Source organism: Actinomadura sp. 1N219 (assembly GCF_044326405.1).
Classification (GTDB): Bacteria; Actinomycetota; Actinomycetes; order Streptosporangiales; family Streptosporangiaceae; genus Spirillospora.
The window spans coordinates 183352-202138 of sequence record NZ_JBIRAY010000007.1 but is presented as its reverse complement, the minus strand read 5'-3'; the positions used below and the strand labels follow the sequence as shown (position 1 = coordinate 202138).

20 protein-coding genes are annotated in these 18787 nt (G+C 74.8%); all 20 read left to right on the top strand.

Going from position 1 to position 18787, the window contains the following annotated elements; translation table 11 throughout:
* The 20 genes from ACH35V_RS22780 (at position 1) to ACH35V_RS22685 (ending at position 18785) form a co-directional block, all read left to right on the top strand.
* The gene (locus ACH35V_RS22780; RefSeq protein WP_395974972.1) at positions 1–954 is read left to right on the top strand and encodes a beta-ketoacyl synthase N-terminal-like domain-containing protein; all 954 of its coding nucleotides are present in this window, start codon (positions 1–3) and stop codon (positions 952–954) included.
* Positions 951–1700 (top strand): alpha/beta fold hydrolase, encoded by a 750-nt coding sequence (locus ACH35V_RS22775; protein WP_395974971.1) that lies wholly within the window; start codon positions 951–953, stop codon positions 1698–1700. The genes ACH35V_RS22780 and ACH35V_RS22775 overlap by 4 nt, the downstream gene beginning before the upstream one ends.
* Entirely contained in the window at positions 1697–2680 is a 984-nt protein-coding gene (locus ACH35V_RS22770) for a thioesterase family protein (RefSeq protein WP_395974970.1), read from the top strand. Before ACH35V_RS22775 ends, ACH35V_RS22770 begins: the two co-directional genes overlap by 4 nt.
* Before the next feature lie 4 nt (positions 2681–2684).
* Entirely contained in the window at positions 2685–3830 is a 1146-nt protein-coding gene (locus ACH35V_RS22765) for a beta-ketoacyl-[acyl-carrier-protein] synthase family protein (RefSeq protein WP_395974969.1), read from the top strand.
* A complete protein-coding gene (locus ACH35V_RS22760; RefSeq protein ID WP_395974968.1) occupies positions 3827–4753 on the top strand; it encodes a beta-ketoacyl synthase N-terminal-like domain-containing protein in 927 nt (308 codons plus the stop codon). Before ACH35V_RS22765 ends, ACH35V_RS22760 begins: the two co-directional genes overlap by 4 nt.
* A complete protein-coding gene (locus tag ACH35V_RS22755; protein WP_395974967.1) occupies positions 4747–5607 on the top strand; it encodes an SDR family oxidoreductase in 861 nt (286 codons plus the stop codon). Before ACH35V_RS22760 ends, ACH35V_RS22755 begins: the two co-directional genes overlap by 7 nt.
* Positions 5604–6728, top strand: coding sequence for a beta-ketoacyl synthase N-terminal-like domain-containing protein (locus tag ACH35V_RS22750; RefSeq protein WP_395974966.1), 1125 nt, complete (start codon positions 5604–5606; stop codon positions 6726–6728). The genes ACH35V_RS22755 and ACH35V_RS22750 overlap by 4 nt, the downstream gene beginning before the upstream one ends.
* Before the next feature lies 1 nt (position 6729).
* The gene (locus ACH35V_RS22745) at positions 6730–6990 is read left to right on the top strand and encodes an acyl carrier protein (RefSeq protein WP_395974965.1); all 261 of its coding nucleotides are present in this window, start codon (positions 6730–6732) and stop codon (positions 6988–6990) included.
* On the top strand, positions 6987–7364 hold the full coding sequence (locus ACH35V_RS22740; protein WP_395974964.1) for a 3-hydroxyacyl-ACP dehydratase FabZ family protein: 378 nt from the start codon (positions 6987–6989) through the stop codon (positions 7362–7364). The genes ACH35V_RS22745 and ACH35V_RS22740 overlap by 4 nt, the downstream gene beginning before the upstream one ends.
* On the top strand, positions 7361–7858 hold the full coding sequence (locus tag ACH35V_RS22735) for a 3-hydroxyacyl-ACP dehydratase FabZ family protein (RefSeq protein WP_395974963.1): 498 nt from the start codon (positions 7361–7363) through the stop codon (positions 7856–7858). The genes ACH35V_RS22740 and ACH35V_RS22735 overlap by 4 nt, the downstream gene beginning before the upstream one ends.
* A complete protein-coding gene (gene fabG / locus ACH35V_RS22730) occupies positions 7855–8616 on the top strand; it encodes a 3-oxoacyl-[acyl-carrier-protein] reductase (RefSeq protein ID WP_395974962.1) in 762 nt (253 codons plus the stop codon). Before ACH35V_RS22735 ends, fabG begins: the two co-directional genes overlap by 4 nt.
* Complete coding sequence (locus ACH35V_RS22725) at positions 8613–9317, top strand: 2-hydroxychromene-2-carboxylate isomerase (protein WP_395974961.1); 705 nt, start codon at positions 8613–8615, stop codon at positions 9315–9317. The genes fabG and ACH35V_RS22725 overlap by 4 nt, the downstream gene beginning before the upstream one ends.
* A gap of 145 nt (positions 9318–9462) precedes the next feature.
* On the top strand, positions 9463–11232 hold the full coding sequence (locus ACH35V_RS22720) for a fatty acyl-AMP ligase (protein ID WP_395974959.1): 1770 nt from the start codon (positions 9463–9465) through the stop codon (positions 11230–11232).
* Positions 11229–12959 (top strand): acyl-CoA dehydrogenase family protein, encoded by a 1731-nt coding sequence (locus tag ACH35V_RS22715; protein WP_395974958.1) that lies wholly within the window; start codon positions 11229–11231, stop codon positions 12957–12959. The genes ACH35V_RS22720 and ACH35V_RS22715 overlap by 4 nt, the downstream gene beginning before the upstream one ends.
* Positions 12956–14659, top strand: a complete 1704-nt coding sequence (locus ACH35V_RS22710) for an acyl-CoA dehydrogenase (RefSeq protein WP_395974957.1) — start codon at positions 12956–12958, stop codon at positions 14657–14659. Before ACH35V_RS22715 ends, ACH35V_RS22710 begins: the two co-directional genes overlap by 4 nt.
* A gap of 35 nt (positions 14660–14694) precedes the next feature.
* Positions 14695–14961 carry an acyl carrier protein gene (locus ACH35V_RS22705; protein ID WP_395974956.1) on the top strand — a complete coding sequence of 89 codons (267 nt, stop codon included), beginning with the start codon at positions 14695–14697 and terminating at the stop codon, positions 14959–14961.
* Positions 14961–16376, top strand: a complete 1416-nt coding sequence (locus ACH35V_RS22700) for a condensation domain-containing protein (protein ID WP_395974955.1) — start codon at positions 14961–14963, stop codon at positions 16374–16376. The genes ACH35V_RS22705 and ACH35V_RS22700 overlap by 1 nt, the downstream gene beginning before the upstream one ends.
* 64 nt (positions 16377–16440) lie before the next feature.
* Positions 16441–17409: a TauD/TfdA family dioxygenase gene (locus ACH35V_RS22695; protein ID WP_395974954.1), complete on the top strand. Its 969-nt coding sequence runs from the start codon at positions 16441–16443 to the stop codon at positions 17407–17409.
* A 101-nt stretch (positions 17410–17510) separates the two neighbouring features.
* Entirely contained in the window at positions 17511–18539 is a 1029-nt protein-coding gene (sbnA, locus tag ACH35V_RS22690) for a 2,3-diaminopropionate biosynthesis protein SbnA (RefSeq protein WP_395974953.1), read from the top strand.
* Positions 18540–18563: 24 nt separating this feature from the next.
* A complete protein-coding gene (locus tag ACH35V_RS22685) occupies positions 18564–18785 on the top strand; it encodes an MbtH family protein (protein ID WP_395974952.1) in 222 nt (73 codons plus the stop codon).
* Positions 18786–18787: the final 2 nt, after the last annotated feature.

Sequence of the window (18787 nt, the reverse complement as noted above, 5' to 3'; positions counted from 1 at the left end):
ATGGACGTCGTTGTCACCGGCCTCGGGCTCGCGCTGCGCGGCGTCGACGACGCCCGCGGGCTCCTCGCGCCGGACCCGCCCGCGCCGGACGGCGACGACCCCGTCGCCCGGCTCACCGGGCGCGGGCTGCGCTACCGCGACCGCGCGACCAGGCTCGCGATGTGCGCCGCGCGGGACGCGCTCGCCGCCGCCGGGCTGGTCCGAGACGGCGCGCTGACCGTGCCCGCACACCGGGCGGGCGTCGTCGCCAGCACCAACTACGGCAACGTCGACACCGTCTGCGACGCGGTCACCACCATCGCCAAGGAGACCTACGCGGGCACCAGCCCCATGGCGCTCCCGGCGACCGCCAGCAACGTCGTGGCCTCCTGGGTCGCGATCACGCACGGCCTGCGCGGCGCGAACCTGACGCTGTGCAACGGGGAGACGTCCGGGCTGGACGCCGTGCACTGGGCCCGGCAGCTGATCGCCGCCCGCCGGGTCGGATGGGTGCTGGTCGTCGGGGTCGAGCCGGTCAACCCGCCCGTCCGCCACCTGGCGTCCGGCGGGACCGGCGCCGACGTCCGGCTGCTCGACGGCGCGGCGGCCCTCGTCGTGGAGACGGCGGAGTCCGCGCGCGAGCGGGGCGTGCCCGCGCTCGCCGGGATCGGCCCGTACGCCAGGAAGGGCACCTGGACGGAGGCCGTCGCCGCCGTCCGCGAGCCCGGCGCCGGACCGCTCGGGCTGTGGTGCGCGCCGGGCGGGGCCGTCCCGCCGCACGCGCTGGAGCCCGCCCTGACCTGCGATCTGACGGCGAAGATGGGCGAATGCTCGGGCGCCCTCGGCGTGCTGCAAGCGGCCGCCGGGACCGCCTGGCTGAACGATGAGACATCCGGCGTGCTGGCCACGGCCGGGACGGGCCGCGACGGCGGGACCGACGCGTCCGCCGCGCTGATCCTGCGGGCCGCGCGGTGAGCGGCGGCCTGCTCCTGCTGCACGGGCTGGCCGGCGGCCCGCTCGCCTGGGCGCCGCTGCGCGCCCGGCTGCCGGAGACCCTGCCGGTGCGGGCGCCCGTCCTGCCCTGGTCGGCGGGCGAGGGGCCCCGCTGGGACCACCGGGCCGACCCGGTCCGCGCCGTCGCCGACGCGATGGCGGGCCCCGGCGGCGTGCCGGACGTCGTCGTCGCGCACTCCTACGCCGCCAACCTCCTCCTCACCCTCCTCGCGGACCGGACGCGCCCGCGCCCTGCGGCGGTGGTCCTGGTCGCGCCCTTCTACCGGGCGTCGGAGCAGGACTTCGACTGGGCGGCGATGACCCGCTACATGGACGGGTTCCTCCCGCTCATCGACGAGGGCCTGCGGGTCGGCTCGGCCGGGCGGCTGTCCGGCGAGCTGCGGGCGAGCATGGCGCTGCGGATCCGCGACCGGCTCGGCCCGTACGGCTGGATCCGCTTCTTCGACGCCTACCTGCGCACGCCGTTCCTCGACACCGCCGCCCTCGACCTGCCGGTGCTGATCGTCGGCGGCGAGCAGGACCCGGCGGCCCGGCCGCAGGATGCGCGGGCGCTCGCCGCCACCCTCCCGGACGGCCGCCTGGAGCTGCTGCCCGCCTGCGGCCACAACGCCATGATCGAGCACCCCGACCGCTTCGCCGACCTCGTATGCGGGTTCCTGGCCCGCTTCGTCCCGATCCCGATCCGCAAGCAACCGGAGCCGATATGACCGTCACCGACGCGACCCGCCCGGCCGGGCCCCTCGCACAGCCGACCGACCTGGAGATCCGCCCCCGGTACGAGGGGTCGAACATCTGCACCTGGATCGGGTTCAAGCACGTCAACTACCTGGTCGAGGAGGCCGTCCTCGAACACCTGCGGCGGCGCGGGGCACCGGCGGGGGAGCTGTACGAGCGGTACGGCCTCTGCGTGGACATCGCCGACATCGACACCCGCATCCTGCACGCCTTCCACATCGACGACCTCGCGGTCGGCGAGGTCGCCCCGCTGGCGAACGCGTCCGGCGGCGAGCTGGCGTTCACGGTGCGGCTGAACCGGCAGGCCGATCCGTCCAACATCGCGGTCTCCGCCAAGGTCCGCGTGGTCCTGCGGAGCGACCCGCACGGCAGCGACGCCGAGGACGTGCCCGCGCACCTGGCGCCGTTCGTCGTGTCCAACGCCGGGCTCCCCGCCCCCTACGAGACCCCCGCCGTCCCGGTCGGGGACGGCGACCCCATAGCGGCTCTCGGCGGCGGCAACTCCTTCGTGTGGAAGTGGCGGATGCCCTACTTCTACTGCCACTTCACCGAGCGGGTGCAGATGTCGGGCTACCTGCGGCTCATGGAGGAGGTCGTCGACCTGTTCCTCGCCGACCGCGGGGTGTCGATCAAGCGGCTGCTGGACGAGCAGAACTGGATCCCGGTCGTCCCGCACTCGCGCATCACCCTGCTGGACGAGGCGCGCATGGAGGACGACCTCTACACCGTCTTCACCGTCGAGAACGTCTTCAAGCGGTTCACCTACACGTCCCGGATGGACTGCTACGCGCTGCGCGACGGCGTCCTCGTGCCCACCGCGACCGGGCACATCACGCACGGCTACGCGGTGATCGAGAACCGCCGCGACTGGAGCCTGGTGTCCTTCGACGACCGCCTCGCCGGCGCGCTGGAAGGCGCGGGCGGGCAGGGGCACGGCACGGGACGGGGATGATCCGATGACGGGGGATCCCGGGGCCGAACCGGTGGTGACCGGCGTCGGCGCCGTCACCTGCTTCGGCTACGGGGCCGGGACGCTGTGGGAGGCGATGGGCGCCGCCGCGGCGCGCGGGCCCGACCGTCCCGCCGACCCGCTGGCGCGCATGGCGCTGCCGCTGATCCACCTGGTGCCGGACGGCGGCGGCGAGGCGGACCGGGCGGCGCGGTTCGCGCTGGCCGCCGCCGACGAGGCGCTCCAGGACGCGGGGCTCGACGCCGCGCCGGACGCCGCGGTCGTGGTCGGCAGCTGCATGGGCGAGGTGGCGGCGAGCGAGCGGGGACGCGGCGCGACCGGCGCCGCGTGGGACCCCGCGTTCCGGCTCGCGGCGGCGGTGGGCGACCGGCTCGGCGCGACCGGGCCGAACCTCAGCGTCGCCAACGCCTGCGCCGCGGGCACGTTCGCGGTGAGCGCCGCCGCCGACCTGATCCGGGCCGGCGAGGCCGACCTGGCGATCGCGGGCGGCTCCGACGGCTACTCCCGCATCGCGCTCGGCTGCTTCAACCGCCTCGGGGCGGTGGACCCGGTCCGCTGCCGCCCGTTCGACCGGCACCGCGCCGGGACGATCTTCGGCGAGGGGGCCGGGATGCTCGTGCTGGAGTCCCGCGCCCGCGCCGAGGCCCGCGGCGCCGCCGTCCTCGCCCGGATCGGTGGGACGGGCTGGAGCTGCGACGCGCACCATCCGACGGCGCCCGAGCCCGGCGGGGCGCAGGTCGCCAGGGCCGCGCGGGAGGCGCTGGGCGACGGCGGCGCGCCGGGCTGCGTCATCCCGCACGGCACCGGGACCCGGCTGAACGACGCCCTGGAGGCGGGCGCCCTGCGGGACGTGATCGGCCCGGACCTGGACCGCGTCCCGCTCTACAGCCTGAAGGCGCTCATCGGGCACACCGGCGGAGCGTCCGCGGCCATCGCGGCGTGCGCCGCCGTGCTGATGCTGCGGAGCGGGACCGTCCCGCCGAACGTGCCGCTGGACGAGCAGGACCCCGAATGCCCGGTATGGCTGCCGCAGTCCGGCCCCGAACCGCTGACCGGCCCCAGCCGCAGGGTCCTCGTGAACGGCTACGGCTTCGGCGGCAACAACTGCTCGGTCGTCCTGGAGGCGGCGTGACCCCTCCCATGGACGCCGTCGTGACCGGGATCGGCGTGGTCGTCCCGGAGGCGGGCGACGACCCCGCGACCTGGTTCGACGTCCGGACCCGGCTCGGCGGCCGCGGCTACCGCTACCTTCCGCCCGCCGCCCAGTACCTCGTGGCCGCCGCCCGGGACGCGCTCGCCGGGGCGGGCGACGTCCCCGAGGACAGGCGGGGCACCGTCCTCGCCACCAACAACGGCCTCACCGCGACCCTGGACGAGATGGACCGCACGGTCGCCGACCTGGGCGCCGACGACCTGAGCCCGGCCCGCGCCCCGTTCTTCGCGATCAACGTGCTGGGCAACCGCCTGGCGTCCGACCACGGCCTGAAGGGGTTCGCGCTCACCGTCACCTCACCCCGCGTGGCCGGGCTGGAGGCCGTGCAGTCGGGCCTGCGGGCCATGGCCGCAGGCCGGTGCGAGGCGCTGCTGGTGGCGGCGGCCGAGGACGGCCTCCCGGACCGCGCGCCCGAGCGGGGCGCCGTCGCCCTGGCGTTCGAGCCGCGCGCGGCGGCGGAAGCCCGCGGCGCACGCCGGTACGGCGCGTGCCGCGTCCGGACGATGTTCGCCCCGCCCCGCCTGCTCGCCGACGCCGCCGGCCGGGATCGGATCGGCGCGGCGATCCGCGCCGCCGCGAAGGACCTGGCCAACGGCGCGGCCCTTCCGGCGGAGATCGTCGACGACGGTTCGGCGGTAGCCGACCTGGCGTGCCACGCGCTCGCCGAAGCCGCCGGGCACGCGGACGGGATCCAGCGGACGCTGGCCGGGAACGGGTGCCTCACCCCGATGACGCGGCTGGCCGAACTGCTGACCGGCCCGCCAGGGGACCGACTCATCGTGGCCGCCGCGGGCGAGGGAAACCTCGCGATCGCGCGCGTCGAGGGGAGCCGATCGTGCTGATATCGATCAAGGGCGCCTGGTGCCTGGTGCTGGGCGCGTCCAGCGGCATCGGCAAGGCCATCGCCGAGGGGCTGGCGCGCGAGGGCGTGAACGTCATCGGCGTCCACTTCGACACCGGGGCCCGCGCGGAGAAGGTCGCGGTCCTGGTCGAGGAGCTGCGCGCCCACGGCGTGGAGGCGCACTTCTTCAACGTCAACGCCGCCGCCGAGCAGACCCGCGCCCACATGACGGCCCGCGTGGCCGAGCTGACCGGAGGGGACGGGCTGCACGTCCTCGTCCACTCGCTGGCGTTCGGCTCGCTCGTGCCGTTCCTGCCCAGGGACGGCCATCCGGCGGGCATCGGCAGGCGGCAGATGGCCATGACCCTCGACGTCATGGCGCACAGCCTCGTCTACTGGGTGCAGGACCTCGTCGCCGCCGGTCTGCTGCCGCCCGGGTCCAAGGTCTACGCGATGACCAGCTCGGGCACCACGCAGGCGCTGCCCAGCTACGGGGCCGTGAGCGCGGCCAAGGCGGCGCTGGAGTCGCACGTCCGGCAGCTCGCCCTCGAACTGGCGCCCCGGCGGGTGGCGGTCAACGCCCTGCGCGCCGGGACGACCGTGACGCCCGCGCTGGAGCGCATCCCCGAGCACGCCGAGTTCGTGGACGAGGCCGCCCTGTCCAACCCGCACGGACGGCTCACCACGCCGGAGGACGTGGCCGAGGCGGTGGTGCTGCTGTCGCGCACCGACTCCTCCTGGATCACCGCCAACACCATCGGGATCGACGGCGGGGAGCTGTACGCGCCCGGCACGGTCTGGGGCGCCCGCCCGTCCGCCGGGCCCCGTGACGACAGCGAGGAGGGGACACGATGAGCTCCGACGCATTGGTGATCACCGGATGGTCGGCGATCTCGGCCTTCGGCCTGGGCGCGGACGCCTTCGCCGGGGGCCTGCGAGAAGGCCGCTCCGGCGTACGGCCCCTCGCGGCCGCCGGGACCGGGTCCGGTGAAGGCGGGCTCGGGCCGTTCGAGCAGGGGGGAGCGGTCCCGGGGTTCGAGGTCGCTGAGGTGCTGGGCAAGAAGGGCACCCGCTCCATGGACCGCGTCACCGCCCTGACCGTCGCCGCGAGCGGCCTCCTGCTGGAGTCGGCGGGCCCCGGGCTGACCGACGATCCCGACAGCGTCGGGATGGTGCTCGGCACCGGCTCGGGCAGCGTGCAGAGCATCATGGACTTCACCCGCGACGGCCTGACCGGCGATAAGCCGTACCACGTGGATCCCGCGCTGTTCCCCAACACGGTGATGAACCGGATGGCCGGGCTGAGCGCGATCTGGCACGGGCTGCGCGGTCCCAACGCCACCGTCGCCGCCGGCGCGCTGACCGGGCTGTCGGCGCTCAACTACACCGCCCGGCTGCAGCGCTGCGGGCACGCCGGGACGATGCTGTGCGGCGCCGCCGAGGAGCTGACCCCGCGGCGGGCCTGGCTGGAGTGGCGGGCGACCGGCGGCGACGCCGCGCCGATCGGCGAAGGCTGCGCGATGTTCCTGCTGGAGAGCGCCGCTGACGCCGAGCGCGGCGGCCGGGCCGCGCTCGCCACCGTGCTCGGCTTCGGCTTCGCCGCCGCGGGCCCCGAGCTGTCCCTGCGGGAGGCGCTGGTCCGGTGCGTCCGCGGGGCCCTGGACCGCGCCGGACGCGACGCCGCCGACGTCCGCCTGGTCGCGCCGTCCGACGCGCAGGGCCGGGAGGGCAAGGAGGAGCGGGCCGCCCTGGACGAGGTCGCGGGCGGCGCGGTCCCCGCCGTGCACTGCCGCGAGGCGATCGGCGACACCGGCGCGGCGTCCGCCGCCTTCCAGCTCGCCGCCGTGCTCGCCGGCGCGGCGGACCGTCCCGGGCTCGCCCTGGTGACCTCGGTCGACCGTGCCGAGGGCACGGCCGGCTGCGCGCTGTTCGACCTGCCCGCCGCCGCCGGCGGCGGCCGAGAGAAGGGAGAGTGACATGGCAGACAGGTTCGACACGCTCGACAAAGAGGAGCTGCGGGGCCTGATCGCCGAGGTGCTGGACCTCCCGGTGGCCGAGGTCACCGACGAGGCGCACTTCCTGGACGACCTCGACGTGGACTCGCTGATGGCGCTGGAGATCATGGTCCGGCTGGAGAAGGCGTACGGCCTGCGGCTGGAGGAGACCGAGCTCGAGTCCATCACCACCCTCGCCGGCACCTACGACCTGCTGGACGGCCGCCTCAAGGCGGTGTCATGACGCAGGTCGCCCACGACCCCTCCGCCGCCCCCGGGCGGACGGAGGCGGTCGTGTCCTTCCCGGTCGACGCCGGCGACCCGGTGTTCCCGGGGCACTACCCGGGCTACCCGGTGCTGCCGGGCGTTTACCTGATCGAGTACGCCGACCGCGCCGTGCGCGCCCAGCCCGCCCTGGCCGCGGGCGGGCCGCCGGTGCGGCTGGCGGCGGTGGACCGCTGCCGGTTCCTCGCGCCGGTCTATCCGGGCGACGTCGTCACCATCGCCCTGACCACCGAGGACACCGAGGCGGGTCTGCGGTGCACGGCGAAGGCGGCGACCGACCGCGGCCCCGCCGCCGACATCACGCTGTCCTACCGGCGGGAGCCGGCCGGATGATCGGCGTCGACGCGATCAAGCGGATCATCCCGCACCGCCACCCGATCCTGCTGGTGGACCGGGTGCTGTCCGTCGAACCGGGCGTCCGGCTCACCGCGCTCAAGGCGGTGACCGCGGCGGAGCCCTGCTACGCGGACGTCCCGGACGACGCGGACCACGCCTACCCCTCGTCCCTGCTGATCGAGTCGTGGGCGCAGTCGGCCGTGCTGCTCGCGGTCTGGGAGCAGCCCAACCCGGACGTGCTCGCGGGCAAGGTCGAGCTGGCCGGGGCGATCAACGACATCCGCTTCGAGCGGCCCGTCCACCCGGGCGAGGTGCTGCGGCACGAGGTGCGGATGGTCCGGGCGGTCGCGGACACCGCCATCCTCGCGGGCGAGACCACGGCGGACGGCGCGACCGTCATGTCCGTCGGCCACTTCGTGGTGGCGCTGCGTCCCATCGAGGCGCTCGGGCCGGTCCCGCAGAACGGCCGCGTGAAGGAGACAACCGCGTGAAGGAGAGCACCGTGACGGACACGGCACGTCCCGTCGCACTGGTCACCGGCGGCTCCCGGGGGATCGGCCGCGCCGTCGTCCACCGGCTCGCCGAGTCGGGGCACGACGTCGCGTTCTGCTACCAGCGCAGCCGGGAGGCGGCCGAGCTGGTCGCCAAGGAGGCGCGCGAGCGGGGCGCGCGCGTGCTGGCCCGGCAGGTCGACGTCACCGACCGTCCCGCGGTCAAGGCGTTCACCGGCGCCGTCGAGGACGAGCTCGGCCCGGTCGCCGCGCTGGTCGGCGTCGCCGGGATCGTCGCCGACCGGCCGCTGCTGCTGATGCGCGACGACGACTGGGACGCGGTCCTGCGGACCAACCTCGACGGCACCTACAACGTGTGCCGCGCGGCGCTGTTCCCGATGCTGAAGCGCAAGGCGGGCGCCGTCGTCACCGTCTCCTCGATCGCGGGCGTGGCGGGCAACGCTGGGCAGACCAACTACTCGGCCGCCAAGGCGGGCATCATCGGGTTCACCAAGGCGCTCGCCAAGGAGGTCGGCCCGCACGGGCTGCGCGCGAACGTGGTCGCGCCCGGCTTCATCGAGACCGACATGACCGCCGGGCTCCCGGACAAGCTCACCGGGGAGATGCTCGGACGGATCTCGCTCGGCAGGTTCGGCCGGGCCGAAGAGGTCGCGGACCTCGTCGCGTTCCTGCTGTCGGACCGCGCCTCCTACGTCACCGGCCAGGTGTTCCAGGTCGATGGGGGAATGGCGCTGTGAGCCGCCGGAAACGCCCGCCGCGCTTCTACTTCAACCTGCGCAGCCCCTACTCGTGGCTGGCCTACCGCGACCTGCTCGACCAGTACCCGGACCTGGCCGCGGGGCTGGAGTGGGCGCCGTTCTGGGAACCGGACGAGACGAGCCTGAAGCTGCTCGCCGAAGCGGGCGGGGAGTTCCCCTTCACGCCGATGTCCAAGGCCAAGCACCTCTACATCCTCCAGGACGTCCGGCGCCTGGCCGCCGACCGCGGGCTCGCGATCGCCTGGCCGGTGGACCGCGAGCCGTGGTGGGAGGTGCCGCATCTGGGCTACCTGGTCGCGCGCGGGCACGGCCGGGGCCCGGAGTTCATCGCGGCGGCCTACCGGGCGCGCTGGGAGGAGGGCCGCGACATCTGCGACCCGACGACCGTCGCGGGGATCGGCGCCGATCTCGGGCTGGACGCGGCCGAGCTGACCGAGGCGGTGGACGACCCGGAGGTGCGCGCGGAGGGTGTGCGGGCGCTCATGGACGTCTACAAGGACGGCGTCTTCGGGGTGCCGTACTTCGTGAACGGGTTCGAGAGGTTCTGGGGCGTGGACCGGCTGGCCGCGTTCGCCGCCTCCGTCCGTCCCGCCGTGACGGACGGCGGAGCCGCGCCCGTGCAGGGCGGCGGCGGTGTCTCCGCCCTCGTCGACGACGGCCACGCGGGCGGCTGCGGCTGAGCGCGTCCCAGCGCCTACCACACATAGGCCGCGTATAGCCCACGTATAGGGGCGGCCGTGACGATCTGATCATCGAAGCGCTCGTCCAGACGAGCCAGAGACCGTTGGGAGGCCAGGGTCGCGCGTGCCTGATCTCGCTGATCTCATGACCGTGGTCTCGCGCCACGCCGGCCGTGCCCCGGGCGCCGCCGCCGTCCGCTTCTTCAGCGGCGCGGGCGAGCGCCGGACGGAAGCCGTCCTCACCTACGGCGAGCTCGACCGCTCGGCGCGGGCGACCGCCGTCGCGCTCCGGGAGCGGTGCGCTCCGGGAGACCGGGTGCTGCTGCCGTTCCCGCCGGGCCCGGCGTTCGCCGAGGCGTTCCTCGCCTGCCAGTACGCGGGACTCGTCCCGGTGCCCGTACCCGTGCCCACGCGGACCAGCCACCAGGTCGACCGGACCGTGGCCGTCGCGGCCGACGCCCGTCCGGCGCTGGTCCTCACCGCGGCGGCGGCGCTGCCGGACGTCCGGGCCCGGCTCGCCGACCAGGGCCTCGCCCGGCTCGGCGCGGTCGCGATCGAGACCGCGCGGGAGGCGGACCCGGACGGCTGGGACGCCCCGCCCCGCGACCCGGACGACCTGGCGTTCCTCCAGTACACGTCCGGCTCGACCAGCGATCCCAAGGGCGTGATGGTCTCCCACGCCAACCTCGTCCACAACCTGGACCTGATGCGGCGCAGCCACGGCTGGGACCCGGACACGCGCTTTTGCAGCTGGCTGCCCGTCCACCACGACATGGGGCTCATCGCCATGCTGCTGATGCCGCTCTACCTCGGCGGCACGGCGGCGCTCATGCCCGCGACCGACTTCCTCAAGCGCCCCCGGACCTGGCTCCAGCTGATGGACCAGACCGGCGCTCAGGTCAGCTGCGCGCCCGATTTCGCTTACGACCTCTGCGCGCGGCGCGTGACGGCGGAGCAGGCGGCGGAGATTGACCTGTCCCGCTGGCGCCAGGCCTGCAACGGGGCCGAGCCCGTCGCGGCGGAGACGCTGCGGCGGTTCGGCGAGCGGTTCGCCGTCTCGGGGTTCGCGCCTGAAGCCTTCTTGCCCGGCTACGGACTGGCCGAGGCGACCCTCTACGTCTCCGGGGCGCCCGCCGCGTCCGCCCCGGTCGTCACGCCTGTCGACGCCGAGGCGCTCCGGCGGGACGCGTTCGTCCCCGCGGACGGCGGTTCGGCGAGCCTGGTGAGCAGCGGTCACGTCCGGGACCTGGACGTCCGGATCGTCGATCCGGCGACGGCGCGGACGCTGCCCGAAGGGCGGGTCGGCGAGGTCTGGATCCGCGGCGGGAGCGTGGCACGGGGCTACTGGATGCGGCCCGAGGAGACAGCGCGCGCGTTCGGCGCCGTCACGGCCGACGGCGACCGCGGCTTCCTGCGCACCGGCGACCTCGGCGTCCGGCAGGGCCCGGAGCTGTACATCACCGGCCGGCTCAAGGAGATGCTCATCGTGCACGGCCGCAACCTGTACCCGCACGACATCGAGCGGGAGGCGGAGGGCCTCGACGAGGCGTTCGCCGGGCTGGCGAGCTGCGCGTTCGCGGTGCCCGCGCCGCGCGAGGAGATCGTCGTCGTCCAGGAGGTCCGGGTCCGGGGGCTGGACGCCGCCGAGCCGGCCGCGCTGGCGCGCCGGGCCAGGACGGCGCTGGCCACCCGGCTGGGCGTGGCCGTCGCGGGGTTCGTCCTCGTCCGGGTGGGCCAGGTGAGCCGGACGACCAGCGGGAAGATCCAGCGGCTCCGCGTCCGGGAGCGGTTCGCCGAAGGGGGGCTGCGGACCGTCCACGAGGACCTGGACGCCGCGGTCCGCGACCGGTACCGCGCACCCGAGGACCGCGCATCCGGGCACCGCGCCGCCGAGCCCGTGCGGAACCCGGCATGAGGTACCAGCCGTACGCGCTGACCGAGCGCCTGGAGGAGCGCTTCGGCGACCCGGGCGACGCGTCCCGCGCCTTCTCCCTCGCCCGCTGCGCCGAGCTGGACCGGCGCGAGGAGTTCCCCGCCGACATCTGCCGGGAGCTGGACGAGGCGGGCGTCGCCGCCTACTACGTGCCCGCCCGCTACGGCGGCGCCGTCCGGACGTTCGAGGACACGCTCCAGGCCGTCCGGCTGATGGCGCGCCGCGACCTGACCGTCGCGATCGGGCACGGCAAGACGTTCCTCGGCGGCGTCTCGGCGTGGGTCGGCGCCGGACCCGACCAGGCCCGGCGGGTCGCCGCGGAGGTGCTCGGCGGCAGCGTCGTCTCCTGGGGGCTGACCGAGGCGGCGCACGGCAGCGACCTGCTGGCGGGCGAGGTCACCGCGGTCCCGGAGGCGGGCGGCTACCGCGTCGCCGGGGAGAAATGGCTGATCAACAACGCCACCCGGGCCGACGTCGTGTGCCTGCTCGCCCGCACCGACCCCGGCGGCGGGCCGCGCGGGTTCAGCCTGCTGCTGATGGACAAGCGCCGGCTCGGCCCCGGCGGCTACCGGTGCCTGCCGAAGGTCCGCACGCACGGGGTGCGCGGCGCCGACATCAGCGGCATCGGCTTCGACGGCGCGGTGGTGGACGCCGGGGACCTGCTCGGCGCGCCCGGCAGCGGGGTCGAGACCGTCCTGAAGGGGCTCCAGCTCACCCGGACGCTGGTCGCCGCGCTGTCGCTCGGCGCCGCCGACCGGGCGTTGCGGCTGTGCACCGGCTTCGCGCTCGGCCACGAGCTGTACGGCCGCCGCCTCGCCGACCTTCCGCACGCGGCGCGCACCCTCGCCGAGGCGTACACCGACCTGCTGACCGCCGAGGTGCTGAGCCTGGTCGCGACGCGCGCGATCCACGCGCTGCCCGGCGAGCTGAGCGTGCTCTCGGCGGTGGTCAAGTACCACGTGCCGACGAGCGTCGACGCGCTGATCGCGAACCTGGGGCAGACGATGGGCGCGCGGGCCTTCCTCGCGACCGACGACGACAACGGCGTGTTCCAGAAGGTCGAGCGCGACCACCGCATCGTCGGGATCTTCGACGGGAACACGCTGGTCAACCTGAACGTCGTGATCAACCAGTTCCCGGTGCTGGCGCGCGGGTTCGCCCGGGGCCGCGCGGACGAGTCCGGCGTGGCCGCCGCGGCGGGCGCGGCGAACCCGCCGCCGGACTTCGACCCGGAGCGGCTCGAACTGGTCGCTCGCGCCGGATGCTCGCTCCTCCAGGGACTGCCCGCCGCGGTGGCCGCGCTACCCGGCGGCACGCCCCCGGCCGTGGCCGATCTGGCGCGGCGGCTCTGCGAGATCGCCGCCGATGTTCACGAGCGGATGGCGGGTCACCGGCCGTCCGCGCGGAACGTCCCCGGAGCGGCCTTCGACCTCGCCCGCGAGTACGCCCTGTGCGTCACCGGCGCGGCCTGCCTGCGGTTCTGGCTGCACAACCGCGAGTGGGCGGGCGCGGAGCAGCGGACGTCCGGGCTCTGGGACGGCGCGCTCTGGCTGGAGGCCTGCCTGACCCGCCTCCTCGCCAGGCTCCGCCCGACTACTGAGAACGCCGACGACGTCTACGACCGGCTGTTGCCCGAACTGGTGGCCCAGTACCGCGCGGGGCACCTGTTCTCCCCGCTGCTCTGCCGACTGCCCGAGGAGCGTCCATGACGCACGCCACCGCGACCCCCGCCCCCGCGACCGGCGCCGCCGGTCCGGGCGAGCTGGAGGCACTCCTCGGCGATCCGCGGGACCCGGCGAACCCGCTGGGCCACGCCGCCGTCCTGGCCGCCGACGAGCGGGGCGAGATCCTCGCCGCCGGGGAGGATGCCCTCGACGCCTACGGCCTGAACGCCGAGTTCGTGCCGCGCCGGCTCGGCGGCCGGTTCGAGCGGGCGGACCGGCTGGCCGAGACCGTCCGCGCCGTGTTCCGCCGCGACGTCACGCTCGGGCTGGGCTACGGCATCACCAACTTCGTCGCCGCCGCACCCGTCTGGACCTCGGGGAACCCGGAGCAGCAGGCGTCGCTCGCCCGGCTGCTGCTGCGCAACCGCCGGGCGGCGGCGGCCTACACCGAACTCCCGCACGGCAACGACTTCACCCGCAACGAGCTGACCGCGCTGCCGTCCGCCCGAGGGTTCACCGTGGACGGGCGCAAGGAGCTCGTCAATAACGTGGGCCGCGCCGACGCGGTCGTGCTGTTCGCCCGCACCGACGACGGGCCGGGCAGCCGCAGCCACTCGCACCTGCTGGTCGACATGACCGCGCTGCCCGCCGACCGCCGGACCTACCTGCCGCGCTTCCCGACCGTGGGCGTCCGCGGCTGCCTGCTCGGCGGGGTGGAGTTCACGGACTGCCCGGTGCCGGGCGACAGCCTGCTCGGCGAGCGCGGCGGCGCGATGGAGACCGTGCTCAAGGCGTTCCAGGTCACCAGGGCCGTGCTGCCGGGGGTGGTCATCGGCGCGCTGGACACCCAGCTGCGCACGGCCGCGGACTTCGCCCGGAACCGCGTCCTCTACGGCGGGACGGTCGCGGACCTGCCGAACGCCCGCTCCACCCTGGTGGGCGCCTTCGTCGACCTGCTGATCTGCGACGCCCTGGCGACCGTCGGGGCCCGCGCGCTGCACCTGCGCCCGGCGGAGACCAGCGTGCTGACCGCGGCGGTGAAGTTCCTGGTGCCCAAGATCCTGCGGGAGGCGTCCTACGCCCTGTCGGTGCTGGTCGGCGCTCGCTCCTACCTGCGCGACGGCCCGTACGCGATCTTCGAGAAGACCATGCGCGACCTGCCGCTGGTGACGTTCGCGCACGCCAACGCGGCGGTCTGCCAGGCGACGATCATCCCGCAGCTGCCGCGCCTCGCGGCCCGGAGCTGGCTGCGCGCCGACCCGCCGCCGGACGCGCTGTTCGACACCGCCGCCGCGCTGCCCCCGCTCGACTTCGGCCAACTCGCGATTAACGCGCGGGGCGCGGACGGGCTGTCCGCGATGCTCGCCGTCGCGGCGGACGACGCGGATCCGCGCGTCGCCGAGCCCGGCGCCCGCCTCGTCGCCGAGCTGGACCGGCTGCGGCGGGCCTGCCTCGACCTCCCGGCGCGGGACCGGACCGCGCTCGCGGGCCGCGCCGCCTTCGACCTCTGCGAGCGCTACATCGTCCTGCTCGGGGCCGCCGCGTGCGTCGGCGTGCGGCGGAACGCCACCGGCTTCCTGGCCGGACCCGACTGGATCACCGGCGCGCTCGCCCGGCTGGAGGCCCGCCTCGGCCGCCGCGCCCGGCTCCCCGAGGACACCGAGGCACGCCTGGCCGCCGAGCTGTTCGGCCGGGCGGACGACCACCTGACCTTCGACCTGTACGCCCGGCGTCTCGCCGGCTGACCAGATTCCATCACCGGCCAGAGGAGCAGCGGCACATGCCGGACGCGAGCACCGTCCCGTCGGAGCAGACCATCCGCGATTGGCTGATCGAGCGGGTCGCCTTCTACACCGAACGCGCCCCGGACGCGGTCGATCCCGACGTCCAGATCGTGGAGCTGGGCCTGGACTCGGTCTACGCGCTGAACCTGTGCGGGGACATCGAGGACGAGTTCGGCTTCGAGGTCGAGCCCACGCTGGGCTGGGACCACCCCACGGTGAACGCCATCACGGCCTTCCTGATCGGGGAGCTGGGGCAGCGCTGATGGCGGGAGACCAGCGCGGCCTCTCGGCCGGCCAGGAGGCCATGTGGTTCGTCCACCGGTGGGCCCCCGACAGCGCCGCCTACAACATCACGCTGGCCTTCCGGGTCCGCACGCCCGCGTCGGCGCCGTTTGACGTGCCGACCCTGCGCCGGGCGGTGACCGAGCTCGCGGGACGCCACGAGGTGCTGCGCTCGACGTTCGCCGACGAGGGGGCGGGCCCGGTCCGCCTGGCCGGGCAGGTGGACCTGGTCGCCCTGGACGTCCGGGAGGTCCCCGGCGCCGACGACGCGGAGCTGCACGACCTGGTCGCCGAGGCCGGCTCCGCGCCGTTCCGGCTGACCGAGGAGGCGCCGCTGCGCGTGGTGCTGCTGCGCCGCGCCCCAGGCGACGCGGTGCTGGTCGTCGTCACGCACCACATCGTGTCCGACCGCACCTCCCAATGGCTGATCATGCGCGACCTCCTGGACGCCTACCTGGGGCTGACCGAGACCGGGAGCCCGGCCTGGCGGCCGCTGAAGGCGTCGTTCGACGACCATGTCGCGGCCGAGCGGCGGATGCTCGCGTCGCCGCAGCGGGCGGAGCTGGAGGACCGCTGGTCGCGAATCTGCGCCGGGGCCCCGGCCGCCGTGCTGCCCGCCGACCGGCCGCGTCCGGTGCGGCAGACCTTCGGCGGCGCGACCCACCGGGTGACCTTCCCCGCCGACCTCGACCGGCGGCTGCGCGAGAGCGCCGAGCGCGCGGGCGTCACGCAGTTCGTCCAGCTCCTCGGGGTCTTCCAGGCGCTGCTGCACCGGTACGGGGGGCAGCCGGAGTTCCTCATCGGCTGCCCGGTCGCCACCCGGTTCGGCGGCGCGATGCGGGACGTCGTCGGATACCTGGTCAACACCGTCGCGCTGCGCGCCGCGTTCACGCCCGACACCACGTTCGCGCAGGCGGTGGAGTCGGCGCAGCGGCAGATGCGCGACGCCGTCGGCGTCGCGCGCTATCCCTTCCCGCTCGTGCCCGGCGTGCTGGGCCTGCCGCGGGTGCAGGACCGCCCGCCGGTCTTCCAGATCGCGGCCACGATGGTGACCGCCAACCGGCTGGAGCCGCTGCTGGACCTGCTGGCCGACGACGCCGCCGCGGAACTCGACTACGGCGGGCTGCGGCTGTCGATCGTGGACGTCGCGCACATGGAGGGCCAGCTCGACCTGAACGTCGAGCTCCGGCGGAGCCGGAACTCGCTCACCGCCGTGCTCCGCTACAACACCGACTTGTTCGAGCCCGAGACGATCGAGCGGCTCGGCGACCATTTCCTGCTGCTGGCGCGGGCCGCCGTGGACGACCCCGGCGCCCGCGTCGGCGCCGTCTCCCTGATGACCGAGGACGAGCTGCGCGGGCTGCTCCGGCTCGGGCAGGGCGCCGCCGGACCGTGAGACGACATCCGCCAGGGGGGCGGCCACCGGCCGCAAAGACCACGGAAGAGGACGGGGACCAGGCATGACATCGACGGACATCGAAAGGCTGGCGCTCACCGAGGCCGAGCGGGACGACCTGCGCGCCCTCGCGGACAGGCTGACGCGGACCGAGCCGCGGCGGGTGGACGAGCCCGCGTGGGTCGACGCGGCGAGGGCGCTGTCCTGCGCGGCGCCGCGGCGGCTGCGCGAGCGGCTGCGCGACTTCCGCAACGATCCGGGCGCCGACGGGCTGATGCTGATCTCGGGGCTCCCGGTGGACGCGGCGTCCCTGCCGCCCACCCCCAGCGTCCCGGGCTCGGTGGAGCGGACCGCGACCGTGGCCGCCGCCGTGCAGGCGCTGCTCACCCTGCAGCTCGGGGAGATCATCGCGTTCCGGAACGAGAAGTCAGGCGCGCTGGTGCAGAACGTGGTGCCGGTGCCGGGCAGGGAGACGTCGCAGAGCAACGCGGGCGCCGAGGTGCTGGAGATGCACATCGAGAACGCCTTCCACCCGCACCGGCCCGACTTCGTCGCGCTGTTCTGCCTGCGCAACGACCACGAGGACAAGGCCGGCCTGCGGGTCGGCTCCATCCGCCGCGCGGCCGCGCTGCTGACCGACGACGACCGGAAGGTGCTGTCGGAGGAGCGGTTCGTGACCGAGCCGCCGCCCTCGTTCGGCGACATGGCCGGGGCGGCCGTCCCGCACGCGGTGCTGACCGGCGCCTGGGACGACCCCGACGTGCGGGTCGACTTCCTCAGCACCCACCCCCGCGACGACGGCGCGCGGGCCGCGATCACGGCGCTGCAGGAGGCGTTCACCGAGGTCACCCGGACGCTCGTGCTGCGGACGGGGGAGCTGGCCCTGCTCGACAACCGGCTGGCGATCCACGGGCGCACCGCCTTCACGCCCCGCTACGACGGCAACGACCGGTGGCTGTACCGCACGTTCGTCCACCTGGACCACCGGCGCTCCCGCGCCCTGCGCGCCGAGAACGGCAATGTGCTGGCCTGAGCCATATATAGCTGCGGTATAGCGGCATTTCACATTATGGGGAAAACGTGGCGGGAGAATCGCGTGTTCGAGCCAACGGAAATACCGGGGGAAGGGAATTCGTGGACGACGTGACGGCCGCGGGAGTGCTCTCGACGATCGGCGACACGCCGCTCGTCGAGCTGGCGAAGCTGCTGCCCGAGTTTCCCGGACGGATCTTCGCCAAGCTCGAGCGGTTCAACCCGGGCGGCAGCATCAAGGACCGGTCCGCGCTCAGCCTGCTGCTGGGCGGGCTCCGCTCCGGCGAGCTGGTGCCGGGCCGATCGGTGGTCGTGGAGTCCAGCTCCGGCAATCTGGCCATCGGCATCGCGCAGATATGCCGCTATTTCGGGCTGCGTTTCATCTGCGTGGTGGACGCCAAGACGACCGAGCAGAACCTGGCGATCCTGCGGGCCTACCAGGTCGACGTCGAGGTGGTCTCCGAGCCCGACCCTGAGTCCGGCGAATACCTCCCCGTCCGCGTGCGGCGGGTCCGCGAGATCGTCGAGAACACGCCGCACGCGTTCTGGCCCGACCAGTACTCCAACCCGCTGAACCCGCGGGCGCACGAGCGCACCATGGGCGAGATCGCCGCCGCGCTGGACGGACGGGTCGACTACCTGTTCTGCGCCACCAGCACCTTCGGGACGCTGCGCGGCTGCGCCGCCTACCTCCGGGAACACGGGATGGACACCACCGTCGTCGGCGTGGACGCCGTCGGCAGCGTCCTGTTCGGCGGCGCGCCCGCGCCCCGGCTCATCCCGGGCCACGGCGCCTCGATCCTGCCCGCGCTCGCCGCGCCGGAGCTCGCCGACCGGGTCGTGCACGTGACCGACCTGGAGTGCGTCGCGGCGTGCCGGCGGCTCATCGGCCGGGAGGCGATCCTGGCGGGCGGCTCGTCCGGCGCGACCGTCGCCGCCCTGACCAGGCTCGCCCCCGAGCTGGAGGCGGGAGCCAACTGCGTCCTGGTCTTCCCGGACGGCGGCGACCGCTACCTCGGCACCGTCTACTCGGACGACTGGGTCCGCGCCCGCTTCGGCGAGGTGTTCCACCTCTGGAAGGACCCCGTGGACGGTCCGCCGCGACCGCGGACCGCCACCCATCAAGGCTGATCGCAAGGAAGGACGGGAGTTCAGGTGGCTGACGAGCAGCAGAACGACGACGTGCTCCACCGCGTGGTGCGCAACGACGAGGAGCAGTACTCGGTGTGGTGGGCCGACCGGCCGCTGCCGGAGGGCTGGCACGCCGAAGGGACGGAGGGCACCCGCGAGGAGTGCCTGGCGCACATCGCCGAGATCTGGACGGACCTGCGTCCGCTGAGCCTCCGCCGCCGCATGGCCGGGCAGAGCGCGGGCTGACC

Coding starts and splice junctions, on each gene's coding strand:
- ACH35V_RS22780 (WP_395974972.1), top strand. CDS start 1: ATGGACGTCGTTGTCACCGGCCTCGGGCTCGCGCTGCGCGGCGTCGAC.
- ACH35V_RS22770 (WP_395974970.1), top strand. CDS start 1,697: ATGACCGTCACCGACGCGACCCGCCCGGCCGGGCCCCTCGCACAGCCG.
- ACH35V_RS22765 (WP_395974969.1), top strand. CDS start 2,685: ATGACGGGGGATCCCGGGGCCGAACCGGTGGTGACCGGCGTCGGCGCC.
- ACH35V_RS22750 (WP_395974966.1), top strand. CDS start 5,604: ATGAGCTCCGACGCATTGGTGATCACCGGATGGTCGGCGATCTCGGCC.
- ACH35V_RS22745 (WP_395974965.1), top strand. CDS start 6,730: ATGGCAGACAGGTTCGACACGCTCGACAAAGAGGAGCTGCGGGGCCTG.
- ACH35V_RS22740 (WP_395974964.1), top strand. CDS start 6,987: ATGACGCAGGTCGCCCACGACCCCTCCGCCGCCCCCGGGCGGACGGAG.
- ACH35V_RS22735 (WP_395974963.1), top strand. CDS start 7,361: ATGATCGGCGTCGACGCGATCAAGCGGATCATCCCGCACCGCCACCCG.
- ACH35V_RS22720 (WP_395974959.1), top strand. CDS start 9,463: ATGACCGTGGTCTCGCGCCACGCCGGCCGTGCCCCGGGCGCCGCCGCC.
- ACH35V_RS22715 (WP_395974958.1), top strand. CDS start 11,229: ATGAGGTACCAGCCGTACGCGCTGACCGAGCGCCTGGAGGAGCGCTTC.
- ACH35V_RS22710 (WP_395974957.1), top strand. CDS start 12,956: ATGACGCACGCCACCGCGACCCCCGCCCCCGCGACCGGCGCCGCCGGT.
- ACH35V_RS22705 (WP_395974956.1), top strand. CDS start 14,695: ATGCCGGACGCGAGCACCGTCCCGTCGGAGCAGACCATCCGCGATTGG.
- ACH35V_RS22700 (WP_395974955.1), top strand. CDS start 14,961: ATGGCGGGAGACCAGCGCGGCCTCTCGGCCGGCCAGGAGGCCATGTGG.
- ACH35V_RS22695 (WP_395974954.1), top strand. CDS start 16,441: ATGACATCGACGGACATCGAAAGGCTGGCGCTCACCGAGGCCGAGCGG.